This is a genomic window from Anoxybacillus sp. FSL W8-1294 (assembly GCF_037965005.1).
GTDB classification, from domain to species: domain Bacteria; phylum Bacillota; class Bacilli; order Bacillales; family Anoxybacillaceae; genus Anoxybacillus; species Anoxybacillus flavithermus_G.
Genome location: NZ_CP150179.1, coordinates 428219 through 447788 on the forward strand (window position 1 = coordinate 428219; position 19570 = coordinate 447788).

16 protein-coding genes and 3 pseudogenes are annotated in these 19570 nt (G+C 39.0%); 14 read left to right on the forward strand and 5 right to left on the reverse strand.

From position 1 onward, the window contains the following. Nucleotides 1-145 precede the first annotated feature (145 nt). Entirely contained in the window at nt 146-1471 is a 1326-nt protein-coding gene (locus NSQ23_RS02350; RefSeq protein WP_339172679.1) for a hypothetical protein, read from the forward strand. A gap of 41 nt (nt 1472-1512) precedes the next feature. Here NSQ23_RS02350 and NSQ23_RS02355 read toward each other — a convergent pair whose 3' ends face one another. Both NSQ23_RS02355 and NSQ23_RS02360 read right to left on the reverse strand, forming a co-directional pair. Beyond that, nucleotides 1513-4896, reverse strand: coding sequence for an N-6 DNA methylase (locus tag NSQ23_RS02355; protein WP_339172682.1), 3384 nt, complete (start codon nt 4894-4896; stop codon nt 1513-1515). Nucleotides 4897-4999: 103 nt separating this feature from the next. Then, a pseudogene (locus NSQ23_RS02360) lies at nt 5000-5215 on the reverse strand (ISNCY family transposase); the annotation flags it as partial. Nucleotides 5216-5293: 78 nt separating this feature from the next. Here NSQ23_RS02360 and NSQ23_RS02365 point away from each other — a divergent pair. From NSQ23_RS02365 to NSQ23_RS02415, 11 genes and pseudogenes are all read left to right on the forward strand, one after another. After that, complete coding sequence (locus tag NSQ23_RS02365; RefSeq protein ID WP_004888888.1) at nt 5294-5545, forward strand: AbrB/MazE/SpoVT family DNA-binding domain-containing protein; 252 nt, start codon at nt 5294-5296, stop codon at nt 5543-5545. Beyond that, entirely contained in the window at nt 5542-5937 is a 396-nt protein-coding gene (locus tag NSQ23_RS02370) for a type II toxin-antitoxin system death-on-curing family toxin (protein ID WP_192954454.1), read from the forward strand. The genes NSQ23_RS02365 and NSQ23_RS02370 overlap by 4 nt, the downstream gene beginning before the upstream one ends. Before the next feature lie 145 nt (nt 5938-6082). Beyond that, a complete protein-coding gene (tnpA, locus tag NSQ23_RS02375) occupies nt 6083-6484 on the forward strand; it encodes an IS200/IS605 family transposase (RefSeq protein WP_033012039.1) in 402 nt (133 codons plus the stop codon). Nucleotides 6485-6492: 8 nt separating this feature from the next. Then, nucleotides 6493-7956: a transposase gene (locus tag NSQ23_RS02380; protein WP_231106986.1), complete on the forward strand. Its 1464-nt coding sequence runs from the start codon at nt 6493-6495 to the stop codon at nt 7954-7956. Between the two features lie 166 nt (nt 7957-8122). Next, a pseudogene (locus NSQ23_RS02385) lies at nt 8123-8245 on the forward strand (YbdD/YjiX family protein); the annotation flags it as partial. 114 nt (nt 8246-8359) lie between these two features. After that, a complete protein-coding gene (gene panE / locus NSQ23_RS02390; protein ID WP_339172685.1) occupies nt 8360-9298 on the forward strand; it encodes a 2-dehydropantoate 2-reductase in 939 nt (312 codons plus the stop codon). Nucleotides 9299-9693: 395 nt separating this feature from the next. Then, nucleotides 9694-10887: an ABC transporter substrate-binding protein gene (locus NSQ23_RS02395; RefSeq protein ID WP_064221170.1), complete on the forward strand. Its 1194-nt coding sequence runs from the start codon at nt 9694-9696 to the stop codon at nt 10885-10887. Nucleotides 10888-10992: 105 nt separating this feature from the next. After that, nucleotides 10993-11871, forward strand: a complete 879-nt coding sequence (locus tag NSQ23_RS02400; protein ID WP_132948373.1) for a branched-chain amino acid ABC transporter permease — start codon at nt 10993-10995, stop codon at nt 11869-11871. 15 nt (nt 11872-11886) lie between these two features. Then, nucleotides 11887-12846, forward strand: coding sequence for a branched-chain amino acid ABC transporter permease (locus NSQ23_RS02405; protein WP_064221172.1), 960 nt, complete (start codon nt 11887-11889; stop codon nt 12844-12846). After that, nucleotides 12836-13615 carry an ABC transporter ATP-binding protein gene (locus tag NSQ23_RS02410; protein ID WP_064221173.1) on the forward strand — a complete coding sequence of 260 codons (780 nt, stop codon included), beginning with the start codon at nt 12836-12838 and terminating at the stop codon, nt 13613-13615. The genes NSQ23_RS02405 and NSQ23_RS02410 overlap by 11 nt, the downstream gene beginning before the upstream one ends. Continuing rightward, the gene (locus tag NSQ23_RS02415) at nt 13615-14322 is read left to right on the forward strand and encodes an ABC transporter ATP-binding protein (protein WP_064221174.1); all 708 of its coding nucleotides are present in this window, start codon (nt 13615-13617) and stop codon (nt 14320-14322) included. Before NSQ23_RS02410 ends, NSQ23_RS02415 begins: the two co-directional genes overlap by 1 nt. A gap of 84 nt (nt 14323-14406) precedes the next feature. On the opposite strand, the gene NSQ23_RS02420 is transcribed toward NSQ23_RS02415, so the two are convergent. Both NSQ23_RS02420 and NSQ23_RS02425 read right to left on the reverse strand, forming a co-directional pair. Further along, nucleotides 14407-15282, reverse strand: a complete 876-nt coding sequence (locus NSQ23_RS02420; RefSeq protein ID WP_339172691.1) for a fructosamine kinase family protein — start codon at nt 15280-15282, stop codon at nt 14407-14409. A 402-nt stretch (nt 15283-15684) separates the two neighbouring features. Further along, nucleotides 15685-16407 (reverse strand): NAD-dependent deacylase, encoded by a 723-nt coding sequence (locus NSQ23_RS02425; RefSeq protein ID WP_064220740.1) that lies wholly within the window; start codon nt 16405-16407, stop codon nt 15685-15687. A gap of 179 nt (nt 16408-16586) precedes the next feature. On the opposite strand from NSQ23_RS02425, the pseudogene NSQ23_RS02430 reads away from it, so the two are divergent. Continuing rightward, nucleotides 16587-17720, forward strand: a pseudogene (locus tag NSQ23_RS02430) (IS4 family transposase). Nucleotides 17721-17780: 60 nt separating this feature from the next. Beyond that, complete coding sequence (locus NSQ23_RS02435; RefSeq protein ID WP_339172692.1) at nt 17781-19331, forward strand: NAD(P)H-hydrate dehydratase; 1551 nt, start codon at nt 17781-17783, stop codon at nt 19329-19331. 111 nt (nt 19332-19442) lie between these two features. Here the strand turns inward: NSQ23_RS02435 and NSQ23_RS02440 are convergent, their stop codons facing one another. Next, the gene (locus NSQ23_RS02440) at nt 19443-19559 is read right to left on the reverse strand and encodes an MBL fold metallo-hydrolase (protein WP_269199180.1); all 117 of its coding nucleotides are present in this window, start codon (nt 19557-19559) and stop codon (nt 19443-19445) included. Between the last annotated feature and the right edge of the window lie 11 nt (nt 19560-19570).

Genomic DNA, 19570 nt, shown 5'->3' on the forward strand with positions numbered 1-19570 from the left:
TATTACTTCCAAGGTGGTGGATTTTTTATGTGCATTTATTCATTGGTTATGCATTTTGTAACACGTTCATCAATAATTAGGTGTTTACATAATTATCCAAAATATATAAACTTAATTTGGATTAAAATATTAGGGGGATTGTAATATGAAGAGTAATAGTTACTTGAGTCAAAGCAATAGTCTAAAATATGTACAAAAATTCGGTCCATCACTCGAAAAAAATGTAAAAAATGCCCTAGGATGGGAGAGCGGGCGAGTAGTTTATTATGAAAATGAATCAATAAAGTATGACCTACAAGTAGATTGCTGTTACCCCAACGTAAACAATCCTGAAGTCTTTGTTTCTGTTACATATTGTAAACCTGATAAGCCCGGACATAGTAATGAAAATAAGCTTCAATTAAAGTTAGGGGAGTTGATGTTGCTAAAAGGAAAGTATCCTAATATTAAAGCGGTCTTAGTTATAGGGGGAAACAAAAATACTTGGTTGCCATATGTTTTAGAGGCCTTTAAGTATTTTTATGACAAAGTTATCTATGCATGGGAGGAAAATTTTGAGGATGAAATACTAAAAATAAAACAAGATCCAAGCTCAATTGAAATTCGTCACCAAGATGTATGGAGGAAATTGTATGAAGAGTGGCAAACAATTGAACTTTATAAAGGAGAGCCTATTGATTCCTACTTACGTAACGATATGTGGGAACATATTAAAAGTATAGGATGTGAGGGAGAACTTCCAGAAGATATTAGCAACGAAATTTTTAAACATTGTATGACAGAAGCTCATAAATTGTCCTTGAGGACACGCAATAAAAGTGGGAAAGAATGGACCCATTATCAAAGGGAAGACTGGGATAAACTTTGGGAATCTCGTTCATACTTTAACCCTGCTGAAGCTGCAATTGAATTGCTATTAAAAAAATACAAACTGGCTTATAAAGGTGGACTAGCAAAAGATGAAGATGTTCCTTCATTAATACACCATTTAAATAAAGTCCACGATGATATACCAGTAGATAACACTAAAGTGGGTGAAGATTTTATCTTATTCTCTAAGAAAGAGAATAAACCAGTATTCATACAATCAAAATCAACAGGTGGCGGAAGAGACAGACACGGGAAAAATATACAAAACAGAACAAAGGAGCAACTTGCTCGGAGTTTATTTTATAGAGGAACTATCCAAGATGGAAATATTGTTCTTCGTCCAAAGGACTATATATGGATTGGAATTTTAGACGGCGATTGGGGAGTAACTAAAAAAACCCCATTAAAATATATACATATGCTTCAATGGGCTGGGTATGATTATTTATTTGCTGCAGACTCCCTAGTTGATGAAGAACTCAATTTAACGGAAAGCGATTTTATAAAAAAACTATTAGAATTAGAATGTGTCACTGATCAAACTGAACTTGAAGAAAGATGGAGAGACTGGATGGCTTCTAGAGGGTACCAAGTAGATTAAAAATATAAAAAAACGAGACCTCAAAAGTCTCGTTTTTTATTTTAGCCTTTCCAACTCAATATTACAACAGATTCCCTGACAGGTATCTTACCATATTTCTTCATTTGCTGAGGACTATTTCCTTTATATCTTGCTACTAGTATTTTCTCTACATTATATCCTAATCTTTCTGCTATAAGCCCCAAAAGATGGTCAACCGGTACTACAACACCTCCCCATCTGCTATTTCCTACTACAAAGGCCAATTTTGCCTCCGGTTCGAGTAACGTACGTATATTCATTAATGTAGATTTTAAATCCTCAAAATACCCAGCTACCATGTTAGGTATTTTAGGATTATTATTATCAGATAAATCGATTTTTTCTATAATCTTATTTACCTCTGGTATGGAACACTTAGCCTCTTTATCCAATTCTGCTTCAACGTGGGAACGATATGATTTTTTTACTAACTCCTTATAATCACTTTCTGATTTTAACAATCCTAATATACTTAACTCTGCTTTTTGCTGCGATAGATAATTGTTACGATTTAAGTAAGGCGGTGAGGTAATAACAACATTTGCTTTTTCATCACGTGGTACATTAAACCTTGAGTTCATATTATAAGCTCGACAAGTAACTTCTGTTGATAAATTTAGCTCCTTTATATCGCTAACCATCCTAGTTAGTTTCTTTAAAAGAATAGGCTTTATATCTGTATCACTACTAATTGTTTTAATGTTTAACTTGCTGACACCTACATTTTCTGTTTTATTTAAATATCTATAATGAGAACCATGCTTTCTAATTAAACTTATATCCTCTAGTATACTTATCAGACCAAGTAAAAGAAAATCTTTATTTAAATCACTGGTTTGTAAATTGTCAATCCATTTTCTCCAACCAACAATTTGATTTAGTATCTCTGGTTCATAAGCCTTTTTCAAGTAGTCGTTAAAAAGCAATGTTGGATCGCTTATCGGCGCTATTTGTGCCTTACTCAGATCGTTCAACAGATCTTCTAGTTCATTTACTTTCCAGTTTTGTATTTTTATATTAGCAATCCATGTCATTAAAGGTGATATATCGACGCCGAAAGAATGGATACCTAAATATTTACAGGATAATAAAGTTGTCCCACTTCCTACAAATGGATCGAAAACTTTAGTCTCTTTATTCCTCTTTATCCCCATCTCATCCAACAAGTATTCAATCAAGTCAGCAGAAAAACCTTGGGTGTATTTATACCAATTATGAATTGGAATGCCCTCTTTATTTTTTTGAAAAGTAACTAATTTCCTTAGTTCTGGTTTCTCAACATGGAGCGAGTTATATTTAGTTATCTCTACGGGTAGATATTTTTCCCTTTGCTCATTACTTAGCTCAGGATATTTTGTTTCATCTACTATATCTATGTTTTCCTCTACACTATGAGCTATAGTATTTTTCTTTTTAGAAACTTTAGATCTTGGTTCTGATACCTCATGCGCTTGCTGTAAATATTTTTTTATAGCTTCTCTCATCTCCTGACTTAACCCAAAAGCATTTGCTACTAATTCGTCTAATTCTTCAATAAATTGATTATTATCCGGATTTTTATGGATTTTCTTAGCCAATTTGATAGCTTTCCCAGTGTCTTTTGCGTCTAATTGTACAAGTTTTACTTGTTTTAGATGTTGCTTCAACAATCTAAACCATCCACTATGAAGCGAAGTTCCTATTAATCTCAATTGAAATTCCATTGTAGGGGTACTTAATATAGCGGCCCACATTTTATAATCTGTTTCTGTTAGTTCTGGTCCCCCAATCAAGGAATATCCTGAACCGAAACTATATGTTCCTTCTGTATCCGCTGCAAACTGAGCAGATGGCATCATTTCTCGAACCAAAATCTTCTTATAACTATGAATATCTAAATTTTGAGAGCGACTATAACCGTACCACGAAACATTATTATCTTTAACTCCTTTTATTAGCTTTTCTTTATTTTTTAGTAGATATGCCCATGTTTTAGGGAAATATTCCCTAAGTACATGCTCGTCTATAAGTTTTACTTTCTTATTATTATCTAAATAATAAGGATATATTAAATATTTAGTAGGCTCTTCTATCCTACATCTCCTTATATTCTCTCCACCAATAAAAGGCAACAATATATCTTCCTCAAAGTTTTCCTTTTCTTCTTTACTTATTATAAATACATCATTTGCACCAGTTCTAATACCTTGTGTTATCTTTGGAAAAATATCGTTCAAACTCGGGAGATCTTGATTACTTTGAATTTTATATAATATACTTTGGTAAACTCCTGTACTCAAATCCCAAGGATGTTTCTCTAAACGAATTTGAGGTATCTTCTCTTCAAGAGCATTTTTAAAGTAAGTATCCCTTTTGCCCCACTTTAATCCAAGTGGAAATTTTAAAACTCTAATTTCATGTTTAATACTTGGTTTTTGTTTGCTAAAAATAATTACACATACATAAGTAGTTTTACCTTTAAAAACTTGTCCATCCCCAAAATCTATAATCTCTAGTATTTTCGTATTTTTGGCTAGCAATTCACATATTTTTTTTCCGTATCTCGAATGCATAAATTTGCTAGATACTATCAATGCCCCTATTCCATTATCTTTTAGAGCCTTGTAGGTGTGTACAATAAAAGGAACTGATAAATCATAATTTCCTTCAATATAATCTCCATATAATTCTTTAATATGATTACTATAGATAGATGAAATTGTTTTGGAACTTACGTATGGTGGATTTCCAACGATTATATCATAATCCTTTGAAGGAGTTTGATACACTTGAGAAAATAAATCACACTGCTCTTCTGGAGCCAAATTTATCAATGTATCAGCACACTCTAAAAATGCCCTTTCTTCGCTTCCACTCAATAAACTAGCTAGGAACACATACTCCGGATTGGAATCTACCCCGTAAATTTTTGTATTTTGCCCAGTATACTTCTGCAGCTGCGTAAGAAATATTCCGGGACCACAACTTAAATCTCCTACCCTTTCTAGGGAGGATTTATTATTTTCATTCCAGTAATAAATTGCTCTTTTCGTTACGTAATTTGCCAACCATTTTGGGGTAAACACAGCACCCATTTTTTTTCTTTCTTCATCCGTATTAATTAAAAATGCTTGTTCATTTATAATAACATCTTCATCTTCTAGATAATGAATAGCATAGTTTCTAATTAGCATCAACTCCTGCTCGCTCAAGTTAGTAAACCATTCCGAGAACACATTTCTCATATCTAAATTCAAAAATTCCAATGATCTACTTATTACAGGCTCTTTTAAAATCTCTACTGCATCTATTTTCTCGATACCCAATTTAATTATTTTTACCATAATAGCAAGCGAAAACGAAAAAAACTTTGGATTTTCCTCTCTCAATAAATTAATATCCCGGACTGTTATTAAGTTATCCATACCTTCCCTCCTTGGAAATCACGAGAATTATTACACGTAAAACAAGTATACTTAACTATCAAAAAAACATCAATCAGTTTAATTAAAAAATGGTGTTGCAAACCTAGAGTAAAAGCTCGAAGTTATGCATAAGGATGCAACATAACACATGCAGTACATATCGATGAAATCCATACCATCTTGGCTGTTCCAACCCGTCACTCTTTAACTCATTAAATACTCGTTCCATCTCACGACGAAGTCCAAACAGCCATTGGCCAAATCTCGTTTTCAAAAAGACAGGAAGAACACGGCCATAGGCGTCTTTTTGTTCCTCAGCGAACAGTGCCTGGCACTGTTCTATAAATCTAATTCGTGTTATAATTGTTATAACAGTTATAACAAAGAGGTGAGATAAATGTTAAGCGCAGAACGAAAAGTATTAAAAGTTGGCAATTCACTTGGGGTTACCTTTCCAATGGAGTTTCTAAATAAGCTTGGTATTCATCAAGGAGATGAAATACAAATGGAGCTTGAAGAGGATAAAATTGTTATAAAGAAAAGTAAAAAAGTTGATTTGCCAAAAGGAATCTCCCAAGATTTTTTTGAAGTATTAAACGAAACTCTTGAAGAATATGATGAGACCATCAAGGGGCTTATTGATCGATGAGATATCTAACCGTAGAAGAAGTCGTTGCGATTAATTTTTTCATTATTGGAAAATATTCTCCAAATGAGCTGAAAGGGATAAAAGAACCTGCATTGTTAGAATCGGCTGTCTACCGTTCACAACAAAGTGTGTTTGGTAAAGATGCTTATCCTACTATTTTTGAAAAAGCGGCAGCATTATTTGAGTCTTTGGCTAAGAACCATTGTTTTCATAATGCAAACAAAAGAACTGCCTTTGTAGCACTTGTTCAATTTTTAAAATACAATGGATACTATTTTACAATGCCGCAAGGTGATGCCATTGAATTTGTTGTTGATGTAGTGAATCATCGATATTCCTTCGAGCAAATTGTTGCAACCATCAAAGAGTATGCATTTGAACGTAAATATTAATATTTGTATGGCGATTACGGGGGAGGCGCAAGAAAGTCCCTGTCTTTAGACAAGGGGATGAATTGCGTATTTTTTTTGATAAATTTATTAGATGTGTTTATTTTATCTATTGTTTATGGTATATTTAGTATAGAGGTGATTGTTTTTGGAAAACGAAAAATACACCCATAAAAAAGGGATTGTTTATCTCAATCAATATCATATTGTGTTTTGTCCAAAATACCGTAGAAAAGTGTTAGTTGGAGATATTGAACGAGATTTGAAAAAAATTTTTGAAGAAGTTGCCAAAGAACATGATGTACAAATCAAAGCAATGGAAATTATGCCTGATCATGTTCATTTGTTCATTTCTTTTGACCCTCGTCAACATTTGCACAAAATTATACAAGCGTTTAAAGGGAAAAGCAGTCGAATATTAAGGGAGAAATATCCTTCGTTAAAAAGCAGACTACCGTCGCTATGGACACGAAGTTATTTTTGTTGTACTGTCGGCTATATTTCAGAAGAAGCGGTTAAACAATACATCGAAAATCAAAAGAACGTATAAAGGAAGTGGTGTCGTTGGCGAAAACAAAAACCAAAAGTTATGTGCTGACGTTGAAACTCAAAACAGAACTATGGCAGGCGTACATATTAGAGAAACGTTTTGAAATTGGCAGAAAAATATACAACGCTTGTTTGGGCGAATTGCTGAAACGGCATAAAAAACTACAACATGATAAGCAGTATCGTCATCTAGCCCAACAACCAAAATCAAAAGAAAGAAACAACTTGCTAAATGAGTTATATCGTCAGTACGGAATCAATGAATACGCTATGCACGATTTTGTTAAGCCAATGCAACACCATTTCAAGAAACACATCGACTCACACACCGCACAAAAAATCGCTACGAGAGCATGGATGGCAATGGAAAAACTCATCTTTGGTAATGCAAAAAAAGTGTCTTTTAAGAAATACAACGATATGGATTCATTAGAAGGAAAAACAAATAGCACAGGCATCCGTTTCGAAAACAAACATTTGCTTTGGAATGGTTTATCTATTCCTGTTATAATTCACCCAAACGACATATATACACATCTGGCTCTACAAGACCGTATAAAATATTGTCGCATCGTCCGTAGACGAATTAGAGGAAAAATCAAGTATTTTCTTCAACTCACTCTTGAAGGTGTACCACCAAAGAAAATAAACCGCCAAACAGGAGAAATAAAACATCCAATAGGGCGAGGCGATGTTGGTATCGACATAGGAACACAAACCGTCGCTATTTGCTCGATGAATAATGTCAAGTTGCTTATTCTTGCGCCGAGTGTCGAAAACATAGAAAAGCAAAAGCGAGTTCTTCAACGAAAATTGGATCGTCAAAGACGGGCGAATAATCCGCACAAATACAATGAAGATGGGACAATAAAAAAAGACAACAAGGAAAAATGGGTTTGGAGTAAAAATTATCTCAAAACGAGAAATCAGTTAGCAGAATTACAAAGAAAAATGGCAGATAAACGGAAACAAGATCATCAACGGCTTGCCAATTGGATCATCGCATTAGGTCATCATATCCAAGTAGAAAAAATGAATTTCAGAGCACTTCAAGCAAAGGCAAAAGAAACAAAAGTCGATGCCAACGGAAAATATAAAAAGAAAAAACGATTTGGAAAAAGTATTGCGAATCGTGCACCAAGTTTGTTTTTAAACATACTGAATCAAAAACTGCAATATGAAGGCTATTCCCTTCAATACATCGACACATTTCGCGTCAAGGCAAGTCAATACGACCACCAAAACGATGAGTACAACAAGAAAACACTTTCCCAACGATGGCATGAAGTAGACGGACATAGAGTGCAACGAGATTTATACAGCGCATTTTTAATCATGAATGTGAAAGACAATCGAAAAGAAATAGATAGACAAAAATGTTTAGAGAGATGGGATCAATTTATTCGACTGCATGATGAAGAAATCAAACGACTTCGTCTTCATCCATATGTCGTAAGTAGTATGGGAATTTAAATGATAAAAAGCGTCTTGAACCGGGCGCACAGGGCGATAAGCACCAGTAAGGTGTTTGCCCATGAAAGTCTTGTGGAACAAGGGTGAGTTCTACACGCAGGTGTACGAGAAACCCTTTTGTACACAAGAACCCCGTGGCTTTAGCCATCGGGAGGTTCAGGAAAGATATGTTGAGCATATGAAAACACACCATCCCGGAGAACCGATTAAGTCGCGTAAAGAGTTTTTTTGCGAGGCACAAGAGGCGAGATATAACGGCAAAGGCGGGAAAGTGTCACGTTGTTGCTAAAGAGAAAAGGGAGACCATCCTCTCCCTTTTCTCTTGCGTGAATGAAGACGGATTTGAAATTGTTCCATCTACTGATCTTGATTGTTAGCTATGTTTCATAAGGGGGAATCATGGATGCGCGTATTAGTTGTCGGCGCCGGTGCAGTGGGGGGATATTTTGGCGGTCGGTTGTTGGAAAAAGGGATTGATGTGACATTTCTTGTGCGTAAACGGCGAAAACAACAGTTGCAAGAACGAGGGTTAGTGATTCAAAGCGTTCATGGGAATACCGTGTTAACGCCAAAAACGATCATGGTAGGGGAAAAGGCAGAGGCATTTGATCTTGTTATTTTTTCGAATAAGGCTTATCATTTGCACGAAGCGATTCAAGATGTTAAACCATATGTCGGTAAGGAGACGCTCATTTTGCCGTTGTTAAATGGCATGGCGCATATGGATCTGCTTTGGAGCGAGTTTGGGAAAGAGAACGTATTAGGCGGTCTCTGTTTTATCGAAACGACATTAGATGAGCAAGGAACGATCGTTCAATCCAGTTCGTCACATGACGTAAAGTTTGGTGAATGGTCAGGGGAAATCACGGAAAGAGTGAAGAAACTCGAACAGTTATTCACGGGTTGCAATGCACATTTTCATTTGAGTGATCAGATTGCCACGGATATGTGGCATAAATATTTGTTTATTGCGACGATGTCGGGAGTAACGACATTATTCCGGGCTCCGATCGGTCCAATTCGCGCTGGGGAATATGGACAAGAAATCATTTTGAGATTGCTGAAAGAAATCGCGGCCGTGATGAGAGCGCACGGGGCGCCGATCGCTGAACAGATTGAGGAGAAACAGTTAGAGCAAATGAACAAATTGGCACCAGAGATGAAGTCTTCGATGCAGCGTGACATGGAAAAAGGACAAATGGTGGAAGCAGACCATCTTCAAGGTTATTTATTGAAACTTGCCCAACAGTACCACATTGACACACCGCTGCTAAAAGCGGTTTATCATCATTTGAAACTATATGAACAACAGCGAGGAGCTGACTCAAAACATCGCTTTTGAGCGATGATGAGTCAGCTTCTTTATTATTTTCATTAATAAATTATTCCTTAAAAGCAAATTAATTTTAACCCAAAAGTAACAGTTGATAAAGAACGATGGATGGATCAAAAAAGCTAAGAAAGGGAAATAAAGGTTATAAACGTTCATTATATGTAGATTGGTTATTAATTTTTAGATAGTAAAAAGACATATGCATTCAAAATGATTCGTAATTTTTTAAGTAATTTTATTATACATCTAGACGAGAAGAAAGAATTTTTATAAAATCAAATCAATTGAGAAAAGTTATTCTGTTTGTTGTTTATAAAAAGGTATGGGGGGATGTGGATTTAGTTATAGAAGGGATCTGTAGTTAGTCGAAAATTTTAAAAAATTTTTTATGATGGAGGTAAATGATGAAAAAGAAAAAATTAGTTGGAGTTTTTATGTCACTTATGATCACTGCTGGTCTAATGGTAGGATGTAATGGCGGAACTCAAAATGCTGGAACGAATTCATCAGACAATAATGGAGGGGGCGGCGATACAATAAAAATTGGCGCTAACCTTGAATTGTCTGGTGGAGCGGCTTCATATGGACAATCCATTGCTGAAGGTCTGGAACTAGCGATTGAGGAGATTAATAAAGAAGGCATTAACGGAAAAAAAATTGAACTTGTAAAAGTAGATAATAAATCTGATGCAGCGGAAGCGACTAGCGGAGCTATTAAACTGATTAGCCAAGATAAAGTTGTAGCGATTATAGGAGCAGCAACAAGTACAAATACGCTCGCTCAGGTCCAAGTTGCACAGGATAACAAAATTCCGTTAATTACACCTTCTGGAACGAATCCTACTATCACCAATAAAGACGGCAAAGTAAACGACTTTGTATTCCGAACATGCTTCATTGATCCTTTCCAAGGTACGGTAGCAGCTAAATTCGCAATTGATGATTTGAAAGTAAAAAATGCAGCTATTCTCATTGATAGTTCTAGTGATTATTCAAAAGGACTTGCTTCCTCTTTTAAGAAAGCATTTGAGGAAAACGGCGGAAAGATTGTAGCGGAAGAAGCCTATGTTGCAAAAGACACCGATTTCCGAGCGACTCTTACACGGATTAAATCAGCTAATCCAGAATTTTTGTTCTTACCTGGTTACTATGAAGAAGTAGGACTAATTGTGAAGCAAGCCCGTGAACTTGGTATTAAAGTTCCGATTATGGGCGGTGACGGATGGGATTCTCCAACTCTTGTCGAAATAGCTGGCCCAGAAGCTTTAAATAATACATTTATTACAAACCACTATTCTTCCGGCGATCCAGATCCTAAAATCCAGGATTTCATAAAAGCGTTTAAAGCGAAATACAATAAATCTCCGGATGCGTTTAACGCGCTTGGATATGATACGGCGTATTTCCTTGCTGATGCTATTAAACGCGCGGGAGATGCAGATCCGGTGAAAATTAAAGAAGCACTCGCACAAACGAAAGACCTCTCTCTTGTATCAGGAACATTGACTCTTGATGAGAACCATGACCCAATTAAATCTGCCGCTATTCTTGAATATAAAAACGGTGAGCAGCAGTTTAAAACAAAAGTGAATCCATAATACCATCATCATGGTATGAATCAAATAGGGGGCATGTCCCCCCTATTTTAATAGCGTCTAATCCTTCTAAAAGAAATAACAGTACTTCCCAAGGAGAGTGCAAATATGGAACTCATTCAACAACTCGTTAACGGAATATCTCTTGGCAGTATATATGCGCTAATCGCTCTCGGATATACGATGGTGTACGGAATAGTGAGGCTTATTAATTTTGCTCATGGCGACGTGTTTATGGTAGGTGCGTTTGTAGGATTTTATGCGATTACAGGTCTACATCTAGGATTCTTCCCAGCGCTGCTATTGGCCATGGTTGTCTGCGCATTATTGGGCGTATTCATTGAACGAATTGCTTATAAGCCTTTGAGAAACGCTACAAGAATTGCAGTTCTAATCACTGCAATCGGGGTTTCACTTCTAATTGAATACGGGATGATCTATGCACGTGGTGCTCAGCCAGTAGCATATCCTGGGACAATACTACCAGATAAAAAAATTGAACTATTTGGCGTAACAATTAGCAGTCAGTCTATATTAATACTTTGTACTTCCATTGTATTGATGATTCTCCTTCAGTTAATCGTTCATAAAACGAAAATAGGGAAAGCCATGCGTGCTGTTTCTTATGATGCAGAAGCAGCTCGATTAATGGGGATTAACGTGGATAATACAATATCCGCAACGTTTGCAATCGGATCCGCCTTGGCAGGTGCTGCGGGTGTCATCTTCGGGATTTACTATATTAAAATTGAACCTCTTATGGGGATTATTCCAGGTCTAAAAGCCTTCGTAGCGGCAGTGTTAGGTGGGATCGGCATCATTCCGGGGGCTATGGTCGGCGGTCTTGTGCTTGGTGTGATTGAATCACTTGTAAGCGGCCTTGGATATTCACTCTGGCGTGACGGAGTGGCTTTTATCGTTCTTATACTTATTCTAATTTTCCGACCATCGGGTTTATTCGGAAAAAATGTAAAAGAAAAAGTGTAAGGAGGGTAGAAGAGCATGACAATTTTCAAACGAATCAATGGATTTTGGCTGTCAATGGTGTTAGCGATTGTGTTTTTTATAGTGGTTCAGCTATTGATATCGAGAGGAATACTTAATTCCTTTTATATCAATACCCTGTTTTATATGGCTATTAATATTATCCTAGCCGTCAGTCTTCATCTCATTATTGGAATTACAGGACAGTTTTCCATTGGTCATGCCGGATTTCTTGCTGTGGGCGCCTATGCGTCTGCCGTTATGACAATGAAACTGCAAATGCCGTTTTCACTTGCTTTACTGGTCGGTGGTGTTACTGCTGCTGTAGCAGGGCTTTTAATTGGTATTCCTACCCTTCGTCTAAAGGGGGATTATTTGGCGATCGCTACACTTGGTTTTGGAGAAATCGTACGCATTATTCTGTTAAACGTAGACTATGTTGGCGGTGCCAGCGGGATGACGGTAACCCACCTCACAACTTGGCCGTGGGTATTTGCCTGCATGCTTATCGCCATTATTGTCATTGCAAACTTTACAAATTCCACTCATGGCCGTGCCTGCATTTCGATTCGTGAGGATGAAATTGCAGCGGATTCTATGGGGATTAATACAACGTACTATAAAGTGACAGCGTTTGTGATTGGCTCTTTTTTTGCCGGCATTGCTGGAGGTCTCTATGCGCATAACTTCTATATTATTCAGCCAACGAATTTTGGTTTTTTGAAGTCATTTGATATTTTGATTTTTGTTGTGCTTGGAGGATTAGGAAGCATGTCTGGCGCAGTAATCGCTGCGATTCTGTTGACAATTGTTTCTACGTTCCTTCAAGAATATCCGGAGACTCGAATGATCCTGTACAGTTTAGTGCTCATATTGGTCATGTTGTACCGTCCAAAAGGATTGTTAGGTACGCAAGAATTGACTTCATTCATCAAGTTTGGTAGAGCGGCTGAAGGGGGAAAACAGAATGACAACTAACACACCGTTGCTTAAAGTTGATCATGTCGGCATTCAATTTGGCGGCTTAAAAGCATTGTCTGACGTAAACATCGAATTATATCCGGGGGAATTGATTGGTTTAATTGGACCAAATGGGGCTGGTAAAACGACTTTCTTCAACCTGCTGACAGGTGTATATGAACCGACAGAAGGTAGCATTGTATTAGGGAATGAAAAGCTAAACGGACTACCCCCTTACAAAATTACACGAAAAGGGATTAGTCGTACGTTCCAAAACATTCGTTTGTTCGGTGAACTTTCCGTACTTGATAACGTAAAGGTTGCATACCATTCTCTGGCTCGTCATTCCATTTTAAGTTCCATTATTCGTTTACCTTCTCATTTTTCCGGTGAAAAAGAAATCGAAGAAAAGGCAATCGAATTTTTAAAAATTTTTAAGCTTGAGGGTTTTATGTATGAAAAAGCGAAAAATTTGCCATACGGTCAGCAACGGCGTTTAGAAATTGCCAGGGCGTTGGCGGCACATCCAAAATTATTGTTGCTTGATGAGCCTGCAGCGGGAATGAATCCGCAGGAAACAAAGGAACTGATGAATTTAATTGCTTTTATAAGAGAAAAGTTCAATTTAACCATTTTACTTATTGAGCATGATATGTCTCTTGTGATGGGAGTATGCGAACGAATTTACGTGCTTGATCACGGACAGCTCATCGCGCATGGTACACCTGAAGAGATCCGGAATCATCCTAAAGTCATTGAAGCGTATCTCGGCGAGGAGGTGTCATAATGCTAAAAGTGGAAAACATTGATGTATTTTACGGGAATATTCAAGCGTTAAAAGGGGTTTCACTTGAAATAAATGAAGGAGAAATCGTCACATTCATTGGAGCAAACGGCGCTGGCAAGAGCACATTGTTAAAGACGATTTCCGGATTGTTAAAACCAAAAAATGGAGATATTTTGTATGAAGGGCAATCGATTGCAGGCAAAGCCGCTCAGATGATTGTCAAACAAGGAATTTCTCATGTTCCGGAAGGCCGTCGCATTTTTGCCAATATGACTGTGGAAGAAAATTTAGAGTTGGGTGCTTTTTTAAGGAAGGATAAAAATGAAATTCAGAAGGATTTTGAGAAAGTGTATCATCTGTTTCCTCGGCTTCATGAACGTAGAAAGCAACTTGCTGGAACGTTGTCGGGTGGTGAACAACAAATGTTGGCCATAGGCCGTGCATTAATGGCACGTCCGCGTCTCCTCCTTTTAGATGAACCATCTATGGGCCTTGCCCCTTTGCTAGTCAAAACGATTTTCCGAATTATTGAAGAAATTAATTCATCGGGAACGACCATCTTGCTAGTGGAACAAAACGCGAATATGGCACTTTCTGTGGCGGATCGGGCGTATGTCATTGAATCCGGCCGTGTTGTCTTGTCTGGTTCAGCGGAAGAGTTGAACGCTAGTGAACAGGTAAAGATGGCGTATCTTGGAGGGCATTGATATCGAGTACCGGAATGTTCATCTAAAACAAGAAAGAGAGCTTCACTGTAACCGTGTTTCGCTCTCTTTCTTGTTTTAGTAAAATTATCCAACATACTTTTGCAAAATTCGATCGACGGAATAACCGTATGTTTCTCCAAATAAATTGAGGTGAACGAGCAGATAAAACAGTTGGTACAGCTCTTTTCTTTCCTCATATTCGGGAGAAAGCGGTTGAATCTCCTTGTACGCTTCATAAAATTGATCTGGAAATCCGCCAAATAATTCCGTAAACGCGATCTCGAATTCATAATGGCCATAAAACACAGAAGGGTCAATTAAGTAAGGCATCCCTTTTGCACCGACAATCCAATTGCCTCCCCAAAGGTCACCATGCAGTAAAGAAGGGCGGCATTGCTGCGGAAGCCATCGTTCGAGCGAAACTAGCAACTTTTCTAGTTTATTTCGTCTAGCTGTCGGCATTCTTCCTTTTTGTTCGGCTAATTGGATTTGCGGAAGAAGCCGACATTTCACAAAATAATCCATCCAATTTTCATATAATCCATTTTTTTGTGGTAGTCGGCCGATATAATTGTCTTCAGCCCAACCAAAATGCTGACCATAACATTGATGAAGTTGAGCGACTGCTTGACCAAGCAATACGGCTGTTTGTTCTGTTTTTTCCCCTTCAATCCATTCAAGCAAAAGCAAACCATATGCCCCGCTTTCTTCTTCCATGACGTAATATACGTTTGGGACTTTAACCGTATTTATTTTTCGAAGCAATTCGAGACCAGCTGCTTCACTTTTGAAAAAACGAGGAGGAATCTTTTTGTTTACTTTTACAAAATACGAGCGATGTCCGCTTCTGACATAATAGGCGTAGTTAATATCGCCCCCAGACACGCTTTGGCACTGGATGATTGCTGTTCGGTCACCAATGTCGTCAAGCGCCTTCCGCAAAATGTCCAAAACGTTCATCATCTTTGGCGAGGAGACCCCGACTTCTAAGCGGGAGCGAAAGTCGGGGAGGAATCGCCCTTCCTCCTTTCTTTTGTATATGATAGAATAAGAATGTGGAGAAAACCGTTGAATCAAGGCACTCCAATCCCCGTTACTCGATGTAGGGAGTTGGTTGCAGGAAACGTTGCAACCGTAAAACATCGAGCGTACATCCGTCTGTTGTGCGTGGAAGTCAAGTACTGCCTACAGACATGCCGAGCCACTCGGTAGCGATATAGGCATGACCTATGTCGTTGGGTAGTCGTCAACCTGCCCCTGATGCAACCCCAAGTCAAGGAAGGAGGACGAAGTCCGTTCGCACTTCTGGGGAGTTGCAAGCCCCCGCTTCAAGCGTTAGCTAAGTGGGGGTAGTTGACATTTTCATTCCCCCGCTTTTAACTCATGATCCATTTCTTTAAGAACTTCACCGATTTTTCGATGATGGACGACGAAATCCGCCCATTCATCCAATTCCGTCGGTTCCATATTGACAATGGCCAGCTTGGCACCGTTTCGTTTCGCTATGAGGGGCAGTTGATTGGCTGGCGATACTTGTAAAGAAGAGCCTAATACGATCAATAATTCCGCTTTTTGTGCAGCCAACCATGCCTGATCGATCGCATCTGATGGAAGAGATTCGCCAAATAAGACGACGGACGGGCGCAGAAAACCGCCACAAGCGCAATTAAATTGTTCATTGATATACAGGTTGCTATCATATACTTTATGACATCGTTGACAGTGAACCGTTCTCAATGATCCGTGAAGTTCGATCACGTTTTCACTGCCTGCTTGCTGATGAAATCCGTCCACATTTTGCGTAATGATGCTTTGGACGATTCCGCGTTTTTGCCACTCGGCTAAAATGATATGTCCTGCATGCGGTTTGCATTGGTGAAGCGTACGAATACGATATTGGTAAAATGCGATAAACTCATCCCGATTGTACTCGAGTGCGTACGTACTTGCCAGCTGTTGCGGGTTTTTCTTACTCCATAATCCTGTCTGCGCCGAACGGAAATCAGGAAGTCCGCTTTCTGTCGACATTCCAGCACCTGTAAGCACAACCGTATACCTAGACGTCTTTAACCATTGCGCTAACATAGCTCCACCTTCCTAACGTTTTATTAAAAGTTAATGGGGATTAATTATAGAATAACAAAAATATTGACAACCACGTGTGTTGATTAACCAATAATATCCATAAAAACATAGAAAAAAGAGCACCTTTCCTATAGAATGTAAGTAACCACACAAACAAACCCAGGAAAGAGGTGCTCTTTATGAACAAGCATACCACACTCCCGAATTTGATGCAAAAAATTGTGTCAGACGAAGACATTCAAACCATCACAGAAGCAGTCGGTTATCACGACTCATCTCGTAAATTTACCGTACGTACGTTAATCGACTTTTTCCTTCTCGCTGCTGTCCATGAGTGGAAGAGTTTTCGTCATGGTGCTGATGTGGCGCCCACTTACCAATTGCCGCGTTTTCATTATTCGACGGTGGCAAACAAGGCGAAGGAGATTCCATATGAAATCATGAAGCGTTTGTTTGCACGAATCGTTTCGAAGTGTAATCGCAAAATACGGCGATCTCTTCGATTCCCGAAACCTCTTCGCATTGTCGATTCGACAACGGTGACAGTCGGAAAGAACCGCCTATCATGGGCGCCTTATCATGGGGAACGGTCAGGGATTAAACTGCATGTCGCTTATTCTCCTGAACACCAGTCACCAATGGATGCCATAGAAACAACCGGTCTACGCCACGATGGTCCTGTCGGGGAAGCGTTGACACATCCGAAGCAAATTCTTGTGGAAGATCGGGCGTATTTTAAAATCGAACGGATCGACCAATTTGCCGAAAATGGACAACTTTTTGTCATTCGCATGAAAGAAAATGTAGAGATTCATCGTCGTCACCGTTTACAGCGTCTTGTTTCTTCCGATTCCAATGTCATCGCTGATTTTACTTGTCAGCTAGGAACGAAGCCATGCCGTTCGAAGAAACGTCATCGAGTGGTCATCTTTCGTGATGCCCATGGAAAGGAGATTCGCGTCGTAACGAATGTCTTTGACGTATCGGCAGAAAAGATTGCCGACATGTATCAAGAGCGTTGGGCAGTCGAGGTCTTTTTTCGATGGATCAAGCAATACTTGAATGTACCTACCTTATTTGGGACAACAAAAAACGCCGTCTACAATCAGCTGTTTGCGGCGTTCATTGCCTATGTGTGATTGAGATGGCTATATGACCGAACAGAGAAACGAACGCAAACCACCCTCACGTTCATTTCTTTCGTTCGTCGGGTTTTATTTGGGCAACTTCCTCTCGATTGGAAATCAGAGATGGTAGCTGTCTTATTTGAGCATGCCCATTTTTACGGGAGAAGTGTTCATGATTTTGGATAATCAACAGCCGTGATGATTTAAAATACTTGTATAAGATTAAAAATTCGCGAGGTGATCTTCATGCACGTTGTGACTGCTTCAGAAATGTACGCGATTGATCGATATACCATTCAGCAAATCGGCATGAGTGAAGAATCGTTGATGGAAAATGCCGGACAAGCTGTCGCTACAGTTTTGCTGGAACGAATTCAACCTGCTCAGCGTGCCGCTGTATTAGCAGGAACAGGAAACAATGGCGGCGACGGGTTTGTTGTTGCGAGGGTGCTAAAGAGTTATGGTTATACGACGGATTTATGGTTAATACCGCCAAAGGAAAAAGTAAAAGGCGCGGCGAAGAAAGCACTTGAAATCTATGAAAATTCGGGATATGAAGTAAAGAATTACATAGGAAATGAGAAGGAATTTATCGAACAATTACGTCATTATGACGTGATCATTGACGCTTTGCTTGGAATTGGCATAAATGGGGCATTGCGCTCTCCATATAAAGAAATCATTGAAAAAGTGAACGAAGCAAAGGAGCTTGTTGTGTATGCCATTGACGTACCAAGCGGAATTCCGGCGGACGGCGGAGCTGTGGAAACAGCGATTCAGGCGGATGTAACGATTACGATTCAATATCCAAAGCTAAGTGCATATACTTTTCCAACAGCTGATTACTATGGTGAATTAATCGTAGTCGATATTGGTATTCCGCCGCTTTCTCTAGAAAAAAATGCCGAGTTTCGCCAACTATGGAGTGAAGCGGCTGTTGCAAGAACGCTGCCGGTAAGAAAGCGTTCGTCCCATAAAGGTACTTATGGAAAAGGGCTTGTAATTGGCGGCTCGCGAAATATGACAGGCGCTGTCATTATGACTGCAAAAGCGGCTTTAAGAAGCGGAGCTGGATTGCTGACAATGGCTGTTCCGGATGATGTTTATCCTGTTGTCGCCACCCATATTCCAGAGGTGATGTATCATCCGTGTTCATCGTTGAACGGCTGCTTTGCCGGGGAAATCGATTTGATCACCTTGGATGTTGACGCGATTGCCGCAGGACCGGGCATGGGGAGAACGATAGGAGCGAAAAGTGTTATCCAAAAGGTGCTATGCCAAGATGTTCCAGTCGTTCTTGATGCGGATGCGTTATATTTTTGGAACGATTATGTTTCGATAATACGTGACCGAACAGAAGCGACGATTTTAACGCCGCATCCTGGAGAAATGGCGCGAATGCTTGGCGTTTCCATTGACGATGTCGAAAGAGACCGTTTTGGCATTGCAAAGCAAATTGCAATGAACTATGGTGTTTACCTTGTGTTAAAAGGACCTTACACCATTGTCACGACCCCAGATGGAAAGCAATACGTGAATACAAGCGGAAATCCAGCGTTAGCAAAAGGTGGAAGCGGCGATGTACTCACTGGAATCATTCTTGCGTTTATCATGCAGCACGACAACATTCAAGAAGCAATTTGCAATGCCGTGTTCGTGCATGGAAAAGCGGCGGATGCGCTCGTCGAGAAGGAGCATTCGCCAATGGATGTGCTTGCGACAGATGTCATCGAGGCCATTCCGCAAACACTTTTTTCACTTTATAAAAAGGGAGCCTCGTATCAGAAACGAAGATGAAGTATATGAATACGAAAAATAGACCTCTTCCGAGCATTGCCGTTCAAGCGAGGTCTATTTTTCATTTCGATGCTTGCTTTTAGGGCAGTCTTATTTGTCAATTATGTGTTTTTAAGCACTTTTAATGCTTGAAAAATGTAAGTGATCATAGTGGCTGTGTGAGATTAAAATGACATCTACATTCGGCATATCATGAAGCAGAATGCCCGGGTCGCTTAAACGTTTGATCGTTCCTAAAC

Coding starts and splice junctions, on each gene's coding strand:
- NSQ23_RS02350 (WP_339172679.1), top strand. CDS start 146: ATGAAGAGTAATAGTTACTTGAGTCAAAGCAATAGTCTAAAATATGTA.
- NSQ23_RS02355 (WP_339172682.1), bottom strand. CDS start 4,896: ATGGATAACTTAATAACAGTCCGGGATATTAATTTATTGAGAGAGGAA.
- NSQ23_RS02365 (WP_004888888.1), top strand. CDS start 5,294: ATGTTAAGCGCAGAACGAAAAGTATTAAAAGTTGGCAATTCACTTGGG.
- NSQ23_RS02370 (WP_192954454.1), top strand. CDS start 5,542: ATGAGATATCTAACCGTAGAAGAAGTCGTTGCGATTAATTTTTTCATT.
- panE (WP_339172685.1), top strand. CDS start 8,360: ATGCGCGTATTAGTTGTCGGCGCCGGTGCAGTGGGGGGATATTTTGGC.
- NSQ23_RS02395 (WP_064221170.1), top strand. CDS start 9,694: ATGAAAAAGAAAAAATTAGTTGGAGTTTTTATGTCACTTATGATCACT.
- NSQ23_RS02400 (WP_132948373.1), top strand. CDS start 10,993: ATGGAACTCATTCAACAACTCGTTAACGGAATATCTCTTGGCAGTATA.
- NSQ23_RS02405 (WP_064221172.1), top strand. CDS start 11,887: ATGACAATTTTCAAACGAATCAATGGATTTTGGCTGTCAATGGTGTTA.
- NSQ23_RS02410 (WP_064221173.1), top strand. CDS start 12,836: ATGACAACTAACACACCGTTGCTTAAAGTTGATCATGTCGGCATTCAA.
- NSQ23_RS02415 (WP_064221174.1), top strand. CDS start 13,615: ATGCTAAAAGTGGAAAACATTGATGTATTTTACGGGAATATTCAAGCG.
- NSQ23_RS02420 (WP_339172691.1), bottom strand. CDS start 15,282: ATGAACGTTTTGGACATTTTGCGGAAGGCGCTTGACGACATTGGTGAC.
- NSQ23_RS02425 (WP_064220740.1), bottom strand. CDS start 16,407: ATGTTAGCGCAATGGTTAAAGACGTCTAGGTATACGGTTGTGCTTACA.
- NSQ23_RS02435 (WP_339172692.1), top strand. CDS start 17,781: ATGCACGTTGTGACTGCTTCAGAAATGTACGCGATTGATCGATATACC.